Annotated in this window: 15 protein-coding genes, 1 riboswitch and 1 other annotated feature; of the genes, 7 read left to right on the top strand and 8 right to left on the bottom strand. The window is 47.3% G+C overall.

From position 1 onward, the window contains the following. Nucleotides 1–14 precede the first annotated feature (14 nt). On the bottom strand, nucleotides 15–1,085 hold the full coding sequence (gene uxuA / locus SPTER_RS22670) for a mannonate dehydratase (RefSeq protein ID WP_246105649.1): 1,071 nt from the start codon (nucleotides 1,083–1,085) through the stop codon (nucleotides 15–17). Between the two features lie 341 nt (nucleotides 1,086–1,426). After that, nucleotides 1,427–1,636, top strand: a binding site (T-box leader). Nucleotides 1,637–1,776: 140 nt separating this feature from the next. Between uxuA and SPTER_RS22675 the strand changes: the two genes are divergently transcribed. Then, complete coding sequence (locus tag SPTER_RS22675; protein WP_144352460.1) at nucleotides 1,777–3,177, top strand: sodium:solute symporter family protein; 1,401 nt, start codon at nucleotides 1,777–1,779, stop codon at nucleotides 3,175–3,177. A gap of 119 nt (nucleotides 3,178–3,296) precedes the next feature. On the opposite strand, the gene SPTER_RS22680 is transcribed toward SPTER_RS22675, so the two are convergent. Further along, nucleotides 3,297–3,755, bottom strand: a complete 459-nt coding sequence (locus tag SPTER_RS22680) for a redoxin domain-containing protein (RefSeq protein WP_144352461.1) — start codon at nucleotides 3,753–3,755, stop codon at nucleotides 3,297–3,299. A gap of 319 nt (nucleotides 3,756–4,074) precedes the next feature. On the opposite strand from SPTER_RS22680, the gene SPTER_RS22685 reads away from it, so the two are divergent. Continuing rightward, nucleotides 4,075–4,614 (top strand): peroxiredoxin, encoded by a 540-nt coding sequence (locus SPTER_RS22685; RefSeq protein WP_144352462.1) that lies wholly within the window; start codon nucleotides 4,075–4,077, stop codon nucleotides 4,612–4,614. 37 nt (nucleotides 4,615–4,651) lie between these two features. Here the strand turns inward: SPTER_RS22685 and SPTER_RS22690 are convergent, their stop codons facing one another. Next, nucleotides 4,652–5,731 carry an HD-GYP domain-containing protein gene (locus SPTER_RS22690; RefSeq protein WP_144352463.1) on the bottom strand — a complete coding sequence of 360 codons (1,080 nt, stop codon included), beginning with the start codon at nucleotides 5,729–5,731 and terminating at the stop codon, nucleotides 4,652–4,654. 126 nt (nucleotides 5,732–5,857) lie between these two features. Then, nucleotides 5,858–5,941: riboswitch (cyclic di-GMP riboswitch) on the bottom strand. Between the two features lie 220 nt (nucleotides 5,942–6,161). On the opposite strand from SPTER_RS22690, the gene SPTER_RS22695 reads away from it, so the two are divergent. After that, a complete protein-coding gene (locus SPTER_RS22695) occupies nucleotides 6,162–7,364 on the top strand; it encodes an MFS transporter (protein ID WP_144352464.1) in 1,203 nt (400 codons plus the stop codon). 11 nt (nucleotides 7,365–7,375) lie between these two features. Next, nucleotides 7,376–7,801, top strand: coding sequence for a MarR family winged helix-turn-helix transcriptional regulator (locus SPTER_RS22700; protein WP_170233375.1), 426 nt, complete (start codon nucleotides 7,376–7,378; stop codon nucleotides 7,799–7,801). 79 nt (nucleotides 7,802–7,880) lie between these two features. On the opposite strand, the gene SPTER_RS22705 is transcribed toward SPTER_RS22700, so the two are convergent. From SPTER_RS22705 to SPTER_RS22720, 4 genes are all read right to left on the bottom strand, one after another. After that, a complete protein-coding gene (locus tag SPTER_RS22705; protein WP_144352466.1) occupies nucleotides 7,881–8,720 on the bottom strand; it encodes a family 1 encapsulin nanocompartment shell protein in 840 nt (279 codons plus the stop codon). Between the two features lie 13 nt (nucleotides 8,721–8,733). Continuing rightward, entirely contained in the window at nucleotides 8,734–9,108 is a 375-nt protein-coding gene (locus SPTER_RS22710) for a demethoxyubiquinone hydroxylase family protein (RefSeq protein WP_144352467.1), read from the bottom strand. 180 nt (nucleotides 9,109–9,288) lie between these two features. After that, nucleotides 9,289–12,000 (bottom strand): cation-translocating P-type ATPase, encoded by a 2,712-nt coding sequence (locus SPTER_RS22715; protein WP_144352468.1) that lies wholly within the window; start codon nucleotides 11,998–12,000, stop codon nucleotides 9,289–9,291. Between the two features lie 39 nt (nucleotides 12,001–12,039). Beyond that, complete coding sequence (locus SPTER_RS22720) at nucleotides 12,040–12,375, bottom strand: hypothetical protein (RefSeq protein ID WP_144352469.1); 336 nt, start codon at nucleotides 12,373–12,375, stop codon at nucleotides 12,040–12,042. An 801-nt stretch (nucleotides 12,376–13,176) separates the two neighbouring features. Here SPTER_RS22720 and SPTER_RS22725 point away from each other — a divergent pair. Genes SPTER_RS22725 through SPTER_RS22735 form a run of 3 tightly spaced genes read left to right on the top strand, consistent with a single transcriptional unit; the run spans nucleotide 13,177 to nucleotide 15,375 of the window. Next, entirely contained in the window at nucleotides 13,177–13,980 is an 804-nt protein-coding gene (locus tag SPTER_RS22725) for a transporter substrate-binding domain-containing protein (RefSeq protein WP_144352470.1), read from the top strand. Further along, complete coding sequence (locus SPTER_RS22730) at nucleotides 13,967–14,638, top strand: amino acid ABC transporter permease (RefSeq protein ID WP_144352471.1); 672 nt, start codon at nucleotides 13,967–13,969, stop codon at nucleotides 14,636–14,638. Before SPTER_RS22725 ends, SPTER_RS22730 begins: the two co-directional genes overlap by 14 nt. Beyond that, complete coding sequence (locus SPTER_RS22735; protein ID WP_144352472.1) at nucleotides 14,635–15,375, top strand: amino acid ABC transporter ATP-binding protein; 741 nt, start codon at nucleotides 14,635–14,637, stop codon at nucleotides 15,373–15,375. Before SPTER_RS22730 ends, SPTER_RS22735 begins: the two co-directional genes overlap by 4 nt. Nucleotides 15,376–15,490: 115 nt before the next feature. On the opposite strand, the gene SPTER_RS26010 is transcribed toward SPTER_RS22735, so the two are convergent. Next, nucleotides 15,491–15,673, bottom strand: coding sequence for a zinc ribbon domain-containing protein (locus SPTER_RS26010; protein ID WP_144352473.1), 183 nt, complete (start codon nucleotides 15,671–15,673; stop codon nucleotides 15,491–15,493). Between the last annotated feature and the right edge of the window lie 374 nt (nucleotides 15,674–16,047).

Genomic DNA, 16,047 nt, shown 5'->3' on the forward strand with positions numbered 1-16,047 from the left:
GAATGTTTTATTGATTATGTATTGCCACAGCGCTCAATGGCGTCCCATAAGCCATTGAGATACAAGGCTCCCAGCGCGCGGTCGTACAAGCCGTATCCGGGTCTGCCGTCTTCGCCCCAGATCATCCGCCCGTGGTCAGGGCGCAGCGGGCCGGTGAAGCCTGTATCGTACAGCGCTTTCATGATACCGTACATATCAAGCGAAGAATCGTCTGCTTTATGAGCGGTTTCGTCGAAAACGCCCGGTCCGTAAACTTTAATATTGCGGACATGGGCAAAATGAAGGCGCTTGATTTTGCTGAAATGGTGAAACATCTCCACAATATCGTTTTCGCGGTTAGCTCCCAGCGAACCGCTGCAAAGAGCAAGGCCGTTAGCAGGACTGTCAACTAAACTCAGGATGCGTTCCAGGTGTTGGCGGGAAATAACGATGCGGGGCAGGCCAAATACCGGCCAGGGTGGGTCATCCGGGTGAATAGCCATTTTTATACCGCACGTTTCCGCTGTGGGAATAATACCCTCTAAAAAATATTTAAGATTGGCCAGCAGCTTTTCTTCATTTACATTTTTATATAATTCAAAAAGCTTCTTGACTTCGGATAGTCTTTCTTTTTCCCAACCCGGCAGTTCAAAGCCGTTTGCTCCTTTTTCCATCTCCGCGGCCAGAACATCCGGTTTTAAACCTGTGAGTATCTTTTCATTATAGGACAGTGCCGTTGAACCATCAGGCAGGACTTTAGCCAGATCAGTGCGCATCCAGTCAAAAACAGGCATAAAATTGTAGCAGACGACATCAATTCCTGCTTTAGCCAGATTATGTAGAGTGATGCAATAATTTTCTATGTAGCGGTCTCTGGCCGGCAGTCCGAGTTTAATGTCCTCATGAACATTGACGCTTTCCACCGTTTTAAACATAAGGCCGGCAGCTTCAATCTTATTTTTGATAGCCAGTATGTCTTCATACGGCCAAACTTCCCCTACCGGGATATGATAGATCGCGCTGACGACATTTTTCATCCCCGGTATTTGTCTGATATAGCTAAGCGGGATCGTATCCAGCTTACTGCCATACCAGCGAAAAGACATTAACACATGTAATTCCTCCCTGTATGCAATCTTTCATGCAGAAACCTGACTGAATATGTAAGATGTCCAGTAACATTTCTCATGGGTAATTTAAAGCTAATTGAATATTACCATACTACCATACTAGTGTAAATAGAGTGCGTAAATATTTTGAAAACATGGAATAAAGTATTAACAGGTTTGGCAAGAACAATATGTATACCTGCAGTCAGATTAGCCGCAGGGAAATAACAAACAGGGCCGATGGCTGCCCGCTTTTTTGTGTTTATGTCAATAGACGGGAATATTGTATTGACATTCGTACTTTGGCTGAGTATAATCATGGTAACAATAAAATATCGGATATAGTAATGACGGAAAAAAGTAATTTTGTCTTTTCCATACAGAGAGCTGGTGGGTGGTGTGAACCAGCTGGAGATACTAAATGAAGTTCCTTCCCGAACTGCAGGCTGAAGATGATAGTAGGCTGGGCCGTGTTGTCTGCGTTACAGACATTAAAGTAGATCTTATGATTTATAAACAGGGTGGTACCGCGGCTTTTCGCCCCTTCGGTGCTGCCTGTTTTTATTTTTGAAGATCTTAATTGGGTGGTACCGCGGTAATTATCGTCCCTCTTCACAGAGGGGCGATTTTTTTTCTCTATAGCCGGCATAGAGGAAATACAAAGATGTTATATTTTAGGAGGCTGCTTATGAATATTCCTTTTATTATTGTTTGTCTGTATATCGTCTTACTGTTTATTATCAGCTATTATGCTAAACGGCGGTCTACCGGCAGTGCGGCAAACTATGTGCTTGCAGGCCGGCAGCTTACCACACCGCTTATTACCGTATCCATTGTCGGCCTGGCTGTAGGTGGCGCGTCAACGATTGGGGTTGCCGAACAAGCCTATAAGGTCGGACTTTCCGCCGGCTGGTATACAACCGCCTGGGGCCTGGGGGCGATTGCTATGGGGCTGCTGGTCGCCAGAAGATACCGTGAGCTCAATATTACAACAATCCCGGAGCTGTTAGGCCGTTATTATGATAAAAAAGGCATGATTGCCGGGATTATCTGCCAGATCCTGATCCAGCTTGTTGTCATGTCGCTCCAGTATATTGCCGGGGGCAGTATTCTTTGCGCGTTAATGCCGGAGGTATTTACCCTGACCTCCGGGATGCTGACAAGTGCTGTGGTATTTATCGGCATCACCTCCATGGGCGGGATGTGGTCAGCCAGTTTATCCAATCTTTTAAATGTCAGTCTGAAATATATAGGGATTATTCTGGCCACAATTGTCGGCGTAACCCATGCCGGTGGTATGGCCAATATCCAAGCCAACCTTCCTGCTGATGTACCGTATCTGGATTTGTTTGACGGAGTCGGCATCATTGGTATTATAAGCTGGATCGTGGTCCTGGTTACTGTCAACCTGTCGCTGCAGAGCATCATTCAGATATCCCTGGGGGCTAAAAATGTAAAAACCGCACAACGCGGTTTTATTATCGGCGGGCTGATGATGCTGCCGATTGGTTTTGTCAGTGCCTTGCTGGGGGTTATTGCCAAGTCTATGTTCCCGGATGTCAGCCCGGCCCTGGCCCTGCCGATGACGATCATGTCGCTGGATCCGGTGCTGGCCGGTATTACCCTGGCGGCACTCTGGGCGGCTGATGTGTCCACAGCCTGTAACCTGCTGCTTAGCTCGGCAACCTTGTTTTCGCAGGACATTTACAAAAAATTTATTAACCCCGCTGCCAGCGAAGAGAAATTCCTTGTTACCACCAAAGTGGCGGTAGTGGCTCTGGGCTTGCTGACTCTGACGCTGGCTATGACCATCAGTGGCATTATCAGCACCCTAATGATTGGGCTCAGCCTTACCGCTGCGTTTAGTGTCATTGTATTGTTTACCCTCTTTGCACCGGCGCTCTGCCGCAGAAATTCCGCCTTTTATACAATCCTGACCGGGGTAGTTGTGCTGGTATTGTGGCAAACCACCCCTGGTATCCGGGTATTGCCCCATGTCATCTATCTGGAATGGCTTGCTTGCCTGGCCGCCTTCTTCCTCACCTATTTGCTTGACCCCAAGCCAATAGCCCGCACCGAGTGTGCGTAATTGCGGCGGACAGGAAAACCTTTGCAGACACAACCACCGTCTTGCGCCTTGGCGGAGTAAATACAAAGCAGACCTGGATTTGGTTCCAGGTCTGCTTTGTAAGCTATATAATAGTTTTATTAACGCCTGATCTCGGCCAGTACTTCATTAATATCCGGCAGCTCGGGAATGGGATATATCTTTACCCAGAGTACTTTCCCTGCCTCATCAATGAGTACATTGGCCCGTTCGGAGAAGCCTTCGCCATCACGAAACAGCCCGTAGGTCTGGGCAACCTGGCCATGCGGCCAAAAGTCTGCCGGCAGCTTGGTCCGGGTAATCTCAAGCTCTTTGGCCCAGGCATTTTTGCTTGGATAAGCATCAACACTTAGTCCTAAGGGAACGGTGTTGAATTTTTCCATTTCCGCATAATTTGCTTCCAGTGATTTCATCTGCTCGGCACAAACCTTGGTCCAGGCCAGGGGGTGCCAGGACAATAGCACTTTTTTTCCCCGGTAGTCGGATAATTTGACGTCCTGACCACGATTGTCCTTGAGGACAAAGTCGGGAGCATAATCACCTGCAGTAATCTGTTTCATGGTATTTACCTCCTATGTATTAGATTATTTAACAGAGTCTTTATACCACTGCCTAATAGTATTCCCTTAACGCTAGCCCAGCAATCGTCAAATCGCATAAGGCTATGGTTATTATTCTCTGATAACCTGATAATTCCTGCGTATTGACAGATTTTATTGATAGAGTGCATACCTGCGCCGCTGTGATGCCAGCCTGGCCGCACCCCTGTATCTGCCGGTAAAATTCCGGTTAAAATATATGCAGAAATAGTTGACAAAGTCAGCAAATAATAATATTATTTAATTGAGAAGCATTATCAATGAAAGGTGTGTGAAATGTATGTCTGTTAAAGTTGGTCAAAAAGCCCCCGGTTTTGCAATGACAACTACCCGTGATATGGAAACTCTTGACCAGGTTGCCAAGCTGGAGGATTTTCAGGGAAAGTGGCTGGTGTTGTTCTTTTATCCGCTAGATTTTACGTTTGTTTGTCCGACTGAGATTCTGGGGTTTAACGCCAGGCTGGCTGAGTTTGAGAGTCTGGGAGCTTCGGTCCTAGGTGTGAGCACTGACAGTGTATACTCACACCGGGCCTGGATCAAGGCTTCGCGGGGAGACGGCGGTCTGGGCGGCCAGCTTAACTACCCGCTGGCCTCTGATATTACCAAGCAGGTTGCCCGTGAGTATGGTGTTCTTATTGAAGAGGAAGGGATTGCCCTTAGAGGCTTGTTTATCATTGATCCTGAGGGCATACTCCGTTATCAGGTGGTCAGCGATTTGAACGTGGGACGCAGTGTTGAAGAAGTGGTGCGGGTTCTGAGTGCGTTGCAAAGCGGCGGTCTTTGCCCGATTGACTGGCATCCTGGTGATAAAACTCTTTAATACATATTACCCTGATTATTCACAGGTCCTCTCCCTGTTATTTGCGGTGAGAGGACCTGTTTTCGTACCGCTTTGTCAGTGTAAGAACCTCGTTTTCGGACAAAACATAATTAATAAAGCTGGTCAGGTTCTTTGCCAGTTCGACCTCTACCCATTCATCGCGGAAGCTACCCTGGTCATCGGTAAGAACCGTTACTGTTGGTCTGGCTTGCAATTTTGGCCGGGCTTCGGTGACCACGCCGATAAAGCCGGTGTCAAGGACAACAAATGTTCCCAGCGGATATAGGGGGGCTTTGGCTAAAAATATATCGGCAATTTCTTTGTCCAGGTAGGTTCCACTCATCGACATGATGGCTTCGTAAGCCTGATGGGGCAAGAGGGCCGGACCTTTTTGGAAATCGGAGACGATGGTATCATAGGCATCAGCTACTGCTGTAATACGGGCATATTCATGCAGCTGATCACCGCTGAGGCCGCGTGGATAGCCAGTTCCGTCCACCTTTTCATGATGCTGGAATATTACATGGCTGGCGACAATGGAATAATCGCGGAGTTTCCGGGCATATTCAAAGCCTTGGCGCGGATGGTCTTCCTCGCTGACACTGCCATTGTCCAGCACTTTGCCAATATCGTGCAATAAGGCCCCCATCACCAGTTCTTGCATTTTTGCCGAGTTATATTCCAGGTCACTGGCGATAACCGCCGCCAGGGCCGCTACGTTTATACAATGGCTATACACATAATCGTCAGCTGTGACCGTGGTGTCCAGCCGAATGAGCTGGTTGCTGCTAATGGTTTCGATAATTGTCCTGGCCATAATATAAATGCTGTGTACATCTATGAGCTTGCCCTCTTTGGCATTATCAAAAGAGGCTTTCAGGATTTTGATCGCTTCTGTTCGCTTATCTTCCGGCAGCGTTTCTTCGTAGACTAAACCAATCCGCTCAATAATCGGATTGGTTACAAATAAGTTCAAAACGCCGAAATTATGGATTTTTTTGATGTAGCTTTCGCTCAGGCGGATGCGGCTGCCCAAAAGCACCCGGCCGTCTGCGGCACACAGGCGTGTGTAGGTAGTCATTCCTTCTGTTAAATTGTGGATGGAAACTTTCTGCATAGAAGTGCCTCGCTTATTTGTAATGTATCTAAGTTATACTCTGCTTTGCAATTTATACCGTATTGTAGATAAACTAAAAGGCATCAGTCTGAGGACAGACTGATGCCTTAATAATAATTACAATGTAATTGCAACCTGGCAGTCATAGACATGTCCTTAGACCCATAGCTTTGCGTCCTTATCTTTCGAATAAGTTTGCCATCTATTCTCTTTTTTGTAAATTGATTACTTGCTATATTATTACTTTTATTATCATATTTGTCAAGAATTTAATTATTTCGACAAAATATGATAATTTAAAGTAGCCGTCTTTGCCTATTGACATCTAGGACGGTGCGTAATATCATAAATAATACTTAACTAGTTAAGTATTGGCGATTTATAAGCGGCAATAAATATATAATGTTTTTTTCAAGGAGTCAAAGAAGATATGAAAACTGAATTACAGCCAGTAGGGAAAGAGTTGTGGACCAGGGATTTTTTGATTTTGTTTTTTACCAATAGTTTGTTTTTTGCAGGGTTTCAATTGTTAATTCCGGTTATACCGCTCTATGTCACCCGCCTGGGCGGGACAAGCGGCCAGGTTGGCCTGATAGCCGGTATTTTTGTATTTTCGGCAATTTTTATTCGCCTGTTTACGGACTGGGGAATTAAAAAATTTGGTAAGAGATATTGTCTCTTTATTGGCATTACAATTTCTTTTTTATCAGTGGCTGGTTATTATCTGTGGCTTTCGGTGGGCGGGCTGCTGGCAATCCGGATTATTCACGGGATTGGCTTCGGTATTGCCACTACTTTTTATGCTACACTTGCCGCCGACATTATTCCTGTTTCCCGCTGCGGTGAGGGAATGGGGTATTTTGGCATGGGGACAACCATGGCTATGGCGGTAGCACCGGCGGCCGGAATCTGGTTAATGAACAGTTATGGCTTCGGTGCTGTTTTTTTCGTATCGGCCTTGTGCCAGATACACGCACTGCTGGGGGTATACTTTTGCTCTGTACCTGCGATGCCAGTGGCTGATGAGGTACGGTCAGACCTAAGCCGGTCTGTTTGGGACCGGTTTATGGTGAGAGGAACACGATTTCCGGCGTTTCTTGCCATGCTATTTGGTATTTGCTACGGCAGCGTGCTTACTTTTATTGCGGTATTTGCCAAAGAGGTCAATATAGCAAACCCTGGCTATTTTTTTCTGCTGGGCACGTTGTGTATGTGTCTGTCACGTACTGTGACCGGAAAAATTTTTGACCGTAAAGGCCCGGCCTGGGTCATTCTGCCTGGGGCCATTTTATTTTTGGCAGGCCTGGCAATCCTCACTGCCACTACTACGCTGACCGCAATATTAGCGGCCGCCGTTTTCTATGGTTTTGGTGTTGGCGCCCTTTTCCCGGCTCTGCAAACCTGGATATTGAATCTGGTGCCGGCCAGCCGGCGCAGTGCTGCCAGTGCGACTTTCTATAATGTATTGGATATTGGTGCCGGCGGGGGCGCTATTATGCTGGGGCTGCTGGCCGGCGCAACAGGCTATGCGTCGGTGTATATATATTCCACTGGGGTGATGTTTGTATTTTTGGCAGCTTATAGTTATTATTATGTTAATGAAAAGAAGGGTGCAGCTACGGCAATGAAATGACAGGAGGGTGTATGGAAATAACCGAAAAGATTATTCACCAGCTTTATCAGACAACCCGGATTATTTCTACAGGCTTGAACCAGCAGCTGGAGCCATGCGGTATTTATAGCTCTGAGTGGGCCATTATTACAACCGTTAAAACCAAGGGCGCCATGTCCCAGACTGCTTTGGCCAAGTATCTGAATATTGAACCGCCGGCCATATCTAAGAGCCTGGCCAATCTGGAACGGAAGGGGCTGATAGAGCGGCGGGAAGGCTGTAACAAACGGGAAAAAACAGTGATGCTGACTGCCTTAGCCCTGGGCCGGTACACTCATTGGCAGGCTATTGTCAGACAGCAGCGGCAGCAGCTGTTAGCAGGCCTAAGCGAAGAGCGGCTAAACAGCTGTTATGGAATATTAAAAGATATTTGCAATAATGCGCAGCCTTCCAAGTAACGGCCTGGGGCAGTTAGGCACAGAAGCGGAAAGAGTCTGGCCAGCCATTTGGCTGCCAGACTCTTTCCAATATGTACCCTTATTCAAACACAACAATGGCATCTTTGCGTTTAATACGCAGTAAAATCGTCTCCAATACCCGGAAGGCGTGGTTGAGTTTCTCTGAGCCTAAGTAACCGGTAATCAAATCCTGGCCGATTACCAGGTCGAGGTTTTGCGGTTCGGCACAGACCAGCACCGCTTTATTGTTGCCGAGCACCGGGGTTTGGTACAGATTACCCTCCAGCAGGCTTTTTACCCTGTCGCTTTCCAGCAAGCCCGTATTGGCCTGGATTCGCTGCAGTTGCATATATAGGTCCGGGCTGACTGTTAAGGCAAACTTACCGACAAACCCTTTGGCTGTCAGGATCTCCAACCCTTTTACAATATCATTGAACGCATTTTCTCCCTCTTGCCAGTCTTTCTTGGCCAGCTTGGTTGAGCCGGCGACATTGGCAAGTCCGTCATAACCCAGCGCCGCATTGCCCAGAAAAATCAGTTCGTCTTCTTTTTTGGAACAAATAGCGGCGGCACCGGCCGTACTTGCCAGATCCAGCGGCAAGCCGAATTGCTTGCTGTTCTCAATATCACGCCAGGAGATATAAAAATCCTTATAGACCATAGGAATTTCGATAAAGCGCCGCCCCTGTGTTTTTACCGGGGCTGCATCATCATCATCGCCAAAAAAGCCAATTTCACCTTGGCCGGCAGTACCGAAGTCATCAACATTGATACTTTGGGCACCGGCTCCCAGAGGACCGTATATTGTTACGAATTTTCGTCCGACAAGCGTGGCTTTGGCGGTTTTAACAACAACCTCATCAATTTTTTCCCATTGTTCTTCAGAAAACTGAGCATCGTCCCGTAACAAAAATTCCATAATATACACCCCTTTATTTTTGAATTAAGCTGCCTACCGTAGATTGGGCGGCAATAATTTTTTTCTGGTTGGCAGTTGATTCGCCGGTCAGACCCAGTTCTTCCAGCATTTCCTGGACCTCGCCTTCGCCGGCGGCAAAATGGTTGGCCTCTTCGGGATCAAGATATTTCAATAAAGCCATCAGTTCGCCGACATGCGCTTTTTCTTCATCCCGAATGTCGCCGATAACTTTTTTGGCAACAGGATCGTCAGTCGCCTGAACATGAGCATCATAAATATAAATTGCCTCCAGTTCTCCCGCAATATTTAGCCTGATGGCCTGAAGAAGCTCATCCCGGGTTAGCTTCCTGTTTACATTCCCCTGAAACGGATTTGCGAAATTTGGCATAATGTTGTTAATCTCCTTTCTTTATAACCAAAATTTAGCTGCTAAACGGTTAGTAATTTCATGCGTAATACCCCAGCGGGCTAATTACCATAATTCTACCATATTTATTAATAGTATTCAATAAATAACAATAAATATCCGTCTTGATTTGGGGCCGCAGTAGAATGGCGGCCTGGTGGATTAGTTGCCGGTTTTCCGTAAAACCCATTTAGTAAGCTCGGTAGTAAAAAATGGAATAGGCGTCAGCAGGAGAAAGAGCAGCCAATGGTGGAAACTAGGCTCAATTGTCTTAAAGACAATATGCAGCGGGCCATAAACGGAGACTAAGAGCAATGCTAAAGAAAGCGCTACGCCGGCATTTAAATATTTGTTGCTGAAAAATCCTAATTGAAATACTGAATAGTATTCGGAGCGGGCGGCATAAGCACACATTACCTGGGTTGTTATCAGGGTGATGAAAGCAAAGGTCCGGGCGATACCCAAGTCGCCATGATAGGCATGCAGGCCATAATAGAAGGCACCTAATACGGTAACCGCCATGGACAGGCTTTGCATAGCAATCATAATCTGAAAGTTTCTGGTTAGCAGCGGTTCGGCCGGATCGCGTGGCTTTATATTCATGACATTGGGTTCACTTTTTTCTACGCCCAGGGCCAGCGCGGGAAACGCATCTGTAACCAGATTGACCCATAAGAGCTGAATGGGCAGCAGGGGAATGGGCCAGCCGAGGGCGATCGCAAAGAAGATAACCAGTATCTCCGCCGCATTGCAGGACAAGAGGAAGTAGACGAATTTACGGATGTTGGCATAGATAACCCGTCCTTCCTCCACGGCGGCGACAATGGTGGCAAAATTATCGTCAGCCACTACCATATCGGCAGTTTCTTTAGTGACGTCAGTTCCGGTTATACCCATGGCAACACCAATATCCGCTTTTTTTAAAGCCGGAGCGTCGTTAACACCGTCACCGGTCATGGCGACAATCTGATGATTGCTGCGCAAAGCTTCAATGATAGACATTTTATGCTCAGGTGACACCCGGGCAAATACACTGGCTGACTGAACGAGATTCTGCAAATCGTTTTTGCTTAAGGTATCCAGCTGTGTGCCGACAATCGCCTGGTCATCGCCGGTGGCAAGCCCGAGGTCTTTGGCAATGGCCAGGGCGGTGTCCGGGTGATCACCGGTAATCATAATTGGGCGGATACCCGCATTGCGGCATGTGTTGACAGCCTCGCGGACCTCAGCGCGGGGCGGGTCAATCATCCCCAATAGTCCAATGAATACCAGCTCATTTTCCACGGTGGGCGGGGCGGCTACCGCCGGCAGCTCCGCCCACCGGCGGTAGGCTACGGCCAAAACCCGCAGTGCCTGCGAGGCCATTTCCCGGTTGGCGGCGTCAACCGCCAGTCTTACCGCCGGTGTTAATAGCTGAATTGCGCCATTAACAACAATATGCGTGCAGCGGCTGATTAATACATCGGGAGCCCCTTTGGTAAAGGCCAGCAGTTCCCCGTCAACCTGGTGAAACGTGGTCATCATTTTTCTGACAGAATCAAAAGGCAGCTCCTGCAGGCGCGGGTAGCCGGCCGTCAGTGTTTGCTGATGGTAACCGCCTTTTTCCGCTGCGACCACCAGCGCGCCTTCCGTTGGATCCCCCACGATGTGCCAGGCCTGATCAGCCGTTTGCTTAAGCTGCGCGTCATTGCAAAGTGCGGCTCCCTGCAGCAGCCGGGTTAGATCCTGCTCGGCGGAAATCGCCACCGGTGTGTCCTGCTGCTGAAAGTCGCCGGCCGGTGTATAGCCTTCGCCACTAACAGCATACATTTTATCTAAGGTATAGCATTTGACTACAGTCATTTGATTTTGGGTTAGTGTGCCTGTTTTGTCTGAGCAAATAACGGAAATACTCCCCAGTGTTTCCACTGCATGCAGTTTTTTCATAATCGCCCGTTTCTTCGCCATGCGCTGCATACCCAGGGCCAGCACGATCGTAACTACCGTAGGCAGCCCCTCCGGGATGGCAGCAACAGCCAGACTGATCGCTGTCATCAGCATCAATTGCACCTCGGCGAATTCCAGGATGCCGTCGCTATAGCTGTTATAAATACCCATACCAAAAACGGCTGCGCAAACAACCAGACAGAGGTACCCGAGCAGGTGGCCGAATTCAGCCAGTTTTTTCTGCAGGGGCGAGTTTTCTGTTTCGACAGTTTGCAGCATTTCGGCAATTTTACCGATTTCCGTATTCATGCCGGTATTTACGATGATCCCTTTGCCCCGGCCGTAGGTGACAACCGTACTCATAAAGCCCATATTATGGCGGTCAGCCAAAGCGGCGTCAGTGGCTGCGGTCTCCGTATTTTTGTCGACTGGCACCGATTCACCGGTAAGAGAAGCCTCTTCCACTTTGAGATTGAATGATTCTATAATACGCAAATCTCCCGGCAGGTAGTCCCCGGCCTCCAGGAGAACAATATCGCCTGGAACCAGTTCTCTGGAGGGGAGGACGGTAGTCTCGCCGTCGCGCAGAACTTTGGTAGTGGGGGCAGACATTTCTTTCAGGGCTGCCAAGGCTTTTTCGGCTTTGGCTTCCTGAAATACGCCCAGACATGCGTTTAACAGCACAATGGCAATAATAACGACAGAATCGGCTATCTCACCCACTAACACAGAAATCAGACTGGCGGCAATAAGAATCAGCACCAGGAAGTCTTTAAACTGATTGATGAATTTTTGCCAAAGCGGCTCCAACGCTTTTTCCTTCAGTTCGTTATAGCCATGGGTTGCCAGCCGCTCGGCTGCCGAAGCTGTGGATAAGCCAGTGACGGCATCGGATTGCAGTAAGGAAGTGGTCTCCTGAGAAGTTAATTCATGCCAGTGTTTTTTCATAAAACTCCTCCTCTAATTATTCTTTTACCGAGAGTTTTTTCAAAAAGGAACACTTTTTTCTTCGTCCAGGATCTTAAAGGCCCGGAAAGAATAGCCTAGAAAAACGAATGTGGAGATATCAGGGATAAGGCACAGCCCGGCGGCAATGCCTCCCCAAACGGCTTCCAGCCATTTGCCGGTCTTCTTTTTTAAAAAGACACCCAGGGAAAATATGGCATAGGACCAGAGAAGCCGTCCCCAGCGTACGATCTCCTCAGTTTCTTCGAGGTTCCGGTAGTCTGGTACAATAGTGGCGATAATTTGCGCTAATGCAGCAATAACGATATGTAATAGACCCACATAACCCGTTATTCGCGCCCATTTCCAGTTCATCATCCCACCGCTTGTGTATAATGACCGGTGTTGCCTTTACTCTGTACCCTTCCCGAAAAATTCATCAGGTTTACCTTCCTTTCATCGTTTTTTTATTAGAAAAACTTGGCTTATTCCAAGTCCTTTAGGACGCCGGCAAAGCCGCCTGTACCCTGCAGGGGTATAGATTTTTTATCCCTTGTATTATGACTTTTATATTTTTAAAATGCATGGGGTAATAAAAAGGCCTTGCCTCAAAAGGCAAGGTCTTACCAACAACCTGACAGTTGCCAACAAAGCCGGGAATCGTACCGCACTGACGACGTTGTTGTAAAGGTTACTCCCCTTGGATATAATTAAATTAATTTAATTATATCCAACCAAATAAAGGAAGTCAATGGAAGCTGGTACTTTTTGTAAAGGAATAATTGTACCGGTTTTCGGTGTGGTGTATGGGCCGGTTATAAAACCGGGGGCAATCATTGACAGTTGCCTGTTGTTATAGTATATTAAGTTAAAAATAGAGTTTATCATAATTTAATGAATTTTTGGCTAATTGGAAAACCAAAGGCTAAGAGAACTCCCCCTGTGTTGGCGGCATTCTCATAACCTTTGTTTTTTTTGCATGATAGAAAGGATAGCGGATTTCTGATCGTAAGTAAGAAAAACTAAGGCTTCTGCCGGCGTCCTAAGGACTTGGCACAAGCCCAGTCTTTCCTTATGCTATAAATCCTTTAATTTGTAAGTTAATAACAGAACAGGGAGGGATAAGCAAGCGGTGCCGGGCAGAGTGGGGTATTATTTATTAAAATAGGAGGTTCTATAATGAAAAAGGTTAGTTTATTCCTGGTTATTACCTTGATTCTTGCGGTATTTATGGTGGGGTGCGGATCACAGCCTGCAAAGGTGGAAGAGCCTCAAAAGCAGACCTTGCTGGATGTTATAAAAAAGCGCGGAACAATAAAGGTTGGAACGGAAGGGACCTACCCGCCGTTCACATTTAAAAATGAAAAAGGCGAATTGGAGGGCTTTGATGTTGAGATCATCAACGAAGTGGCAAAGCGGCTGGGTGTTAAGGCCGAATTTGTACCCACCGAATGGAAAGCAATGTTTGCCGGTCTTGATTCCGAGCGGTTTGATGTTATTGCAAATCAGGTAGGTATTAATGAAAAAAGGCTGGAAAAATACGACTTCTCAGTTCCCTATACTGTTTCCGGTGCTCAGGTTATCGTAAATAAGGATACTACCGATATAAACAGCATAGAAGACATTAAAGGGCGTAAAGTTGGCGTAACGCAGGGCAGCAACTGGGAAGAACTTGCCAAGAAGTCCGGGGCGAATGTCCAGTTTTATAAAGGGGCAAACGAAATTTTTGCCGACCTGGGAGCCAAACGTATTGAGGCAGCCTTGAATGACCGTCTGTTTGTCTCCGAGTATCTTCTGAAAAATCCTAATCAGAATCTTAAAGTTACAGGCAAAACCTTCAATGTAGAACAGTCAGGGCTTGCATTCCGTAAAGGATCTCCCGAGCTTATTGAAGCGGTAAATAATGCGCTTAAGGAAATACAAGCAGATGGCACCTATCTAAAGATATCGAACAAGTGGTTTGGGGAAGATGTTAGTAAGTAGAGAATGGGGAATTGTCATTGACTCCCTGCCTGTTTTAGGGCAGGGAGCCTTGGTTACTCTTTATTTAAGCCTGGCAGCAATGGCAGGCGCAGTCTTGCTCGGGCTGTTAGTCGCATTAATGAGAATATCTAAGGTTAAGGTATTCATACAAGCCGCCAGAGTTTATATATCATTTTTCCGCGGAACGCCGCTGCTTGTGCAGCTGCTAATATTATATTTCGGGTTAACCTCTTTTCATATTGTGCTTAATCCCTTTACTGCAGCACTTATTGGCCTGATTTTGCATTTCGGGGCTTATATCTCGGAAATTTTCCGGGCGACTATCCTGTCCATCAGCCGGGGGCAGTGGGAGGCCGCGCTGTCTCTGGGGATGACTAACTCGCAAGTACTGAGAAGAATCGTTTTGCCCCAGGCTACCCGCATTTCCATTCCGCCATTATGGAATTGCCTTATTGATATTTTAAAATCATCATCTTTAGCCTCGGTCGTTACTGTACCGGAATTAACTCGCCAGGTAGAAGAGCAAAGCGCGGCCCAGTTTGTTTTTATGCCCTATTTTATTACCTTGGCGATGTTTTACTGGGTAATGGTTGCGGCTATGGGCTGGGTTCAGGAATGGCTGGAGAGAAAGCTTGAAATACCGGGAGGCTCCGGATGATTGAGGTCGTGGATTTATACAAAAATTTTGGTGGCACAAGTGTTCTGAAAAGTGTGAGCCTGGCGGTGCGGGCGGGAGAAGTCTGTGTTATTATCGGGCCTAGTGGCTCAGGTAAAACCACGTTGCTGCGCTGCCTGAACTATTTAGAGGTTCCTGACGCCGGGCAAATCCGGGTAGGCGGCTTTACCAGTGCTGTAAATCACCTTGCCGGGAACAACCGGCTGATCCGGCAGTTGCGCCAGCAGACCGGTATGGTATTTCAGCAATTTAATCTTTTTCCCCATAGAACTGCGTTAGAGAATGTTATGGAAGGGTTGCTTACCGTCAAGAACACCCCCCGGCAGGAAGCCCAAAGGCAGGGGTTGCTTTGGTTGGCGAAAATGGGGCTGGAAGAAAAGGCGGCAGCGTATCCGGGACAACTTTCGGGCGGACAAAAACAGCGGGTGGCAATAGCCCGGGCGATGGCGATGGAGCCAGCGGTGCTATTGCTGGATGAGCCCACGTCAGCCCTTGATCCGGAACTTGTCGGCGAAGTCCTGCTTGCTTTAAAAAAGCTGGCGCAAGAAGGAATTACCATGGTTGTGGTTACCCATGAAATGGGCTTTGCCCGGGAGGTCGCGCATAAGGTGGTGTTTATGGATGAAGGCATAATTGTGGCGGAGGGCCCGCCACAGCAGGTATTCGCGTCCGCCAACCCTAGAATAAAAGCATTTACAGCTCAACTGCTGCGGAAATAAATTTAAAGCGGTATAAATCATAGATTAAGAAATTACAATCCGGCTTCTTAGCCTGAAATAAAAAGCAGTTAAGAAAGTTTGATTTTGGGAAGTGCTGTCAATGCTGCGGGCGGGATTACCGGCGGGTGACAGCCGGGTTTGGCGGGGCCTTTAGATTAGCGCCGCAGTAGGGGCAATTAACCCATTCTGCCTGTACTTCCTTCCGGCAATTACTACAGGCCGGTTTCGCCGGCACTCCACATACCGGACAGAAATTGTAATGGGGATGTAATTTGGTTTGGCAACGCTGGCATTTCATAAAAACAGCCTCCCTTATTTATTAAAATGTATTTTTGTTAAATAATGAATGACCTAAGGTGCAAAGCTGCTTGTTACCTTAGGTCATTAAACGTTAGGGAATAAGCCAGACCTTTAGTACGGTAAGCACCATACTAAAGGTCTGGCTTATTGGCTACCCAACGCTAGTACCAGGCTGTACTACAGCCATGCTGTTGATACTATCTGTAAAGCTACTCCCCTTTAGAGAATATTAAATTATCTTATTATAACCTGGTTTGCAAAATATGTCAAAATGTGCGTCACTTAAAAGCAGGGGTAATTTTGCCGTCTTTTTCCGCCCTGCTTCGTTGCCGTCACCGTACAGATGTCTGCTGTGCGCGGCCCGCGCAAGTA

This window comes from Sporomusa termitida (genome assembly GCF_007641255.1).
GTDB classification, from domain to species: Bacteria; Bacillota; Negativicutes; order Sporomusales; family Sporomusaceae; genus Sporomusa; species Sporomusa termitida.

Bases quoted from the DNA above. Each gene is read 5' to 3' on its own strand.
- SPTER_RS22710 (WP_144352467.1), bottom strand. From the start codon at position 9,108: ATGCCAAATTTCGCAAATCCGTTTCAGGGGAATGTAAACAGGAAGCTA.
- SPTER_RS22695 (WP_144352464.1), top strand. From the start codon at position 6,162: ATGAAAACTGAATTACAGCCAGTAGGGAAAGAGTTGTGGACCAGGGAT.
- SPTER_RS22675 (WP_144352460.1), top strand. From the start codon at position 1,777: ATGAATATTCCTTTTATTATTGTTTGTCTGTATATCGTCTTACTGTTT.
- uxuA (WP_246105649.1), bottom strand. From the start codon at position 1,085: ATGTCTTTTCGCTGGTATGGCAGTAAGCTGGATACGATCCCGCTTAGC.
- SPTER_RS22685 (WP_144352462.1), top strand. From the start codon at position 4,075: ATGTCTGTTAAAGTTGGTCAAAAAGCCCCCGGTTTTGCAATGACAACT.
- SPTER_RS22690 (WP_144352463.1), bottom strand. From the start codon at position 5,731: ATGCAGAAAGTTTCCATCCACAATTTAACAGAAGGAATGACTACCTAC.
- SPTER_RS22730 (WP_144352471.1), top strand. From the start codon at position 13,967: ATGTTAGTAAGTAGAGAATGGGGAATTGTCATTGACTCCCTGCCTGTT.
- SPTER_RS22725 (WP_144352470.1), top strand. From the start codon at position 13,177: ATGAAAAAGGTTAGTTTATTCCTGGTTATTACCTTGATTCTTGCGGTA.
- SPTER_RS26010 (WP_144352473.1), bottom strand. From the start codon at position 15,673: ATGAAATGCCAGCGTTGCCAAACCAAATTACATCCCCATTACAATTTC.
- SPTER_RS22680 (WP_144352461.1), bottom strand. From the start codon at position 3,755: ATGAAACAGATTACTGCAGGTGATTATGCTCCCGACTTTGTCCTCAAG.
- SPTER_RS22700 (WP_170233375.1), top strand. From the start codon at position 7,376: ATGGAAATAACCGAAAAGATTATTCACCAGCTTTATCAGACAACCCGG.
- SPTER_RS22720 (WP_144352469.1), bottom strand. From the start codon at position 12,375: ATGATGAACTGGAAATGGGCGCGAATAACGGGTTATGTGGGTCTATTA.
- SPTER_RS22715 (WP_144352468.1), bottom strand. From the start codon at position 12,000: ATGAAAAAACACTGGCATGAATTAACTTCTCAGGAGACCACTTCCTTA.
- SPTER_RS22735 (WP_144352472.1), top strand. From the start codon at position 14,635: ATGATTGAGGTCGTGGATTTATACAAAAATTTTGGTGGCACAAGTGTT.
- SPTER_RS22705 (WP_144352466.1), bottom strand. From the start codon at position 8,720: ATGGAATTTTTGTTACGGGACGATGCTCAGTTTTCTGAAGAACAATGG.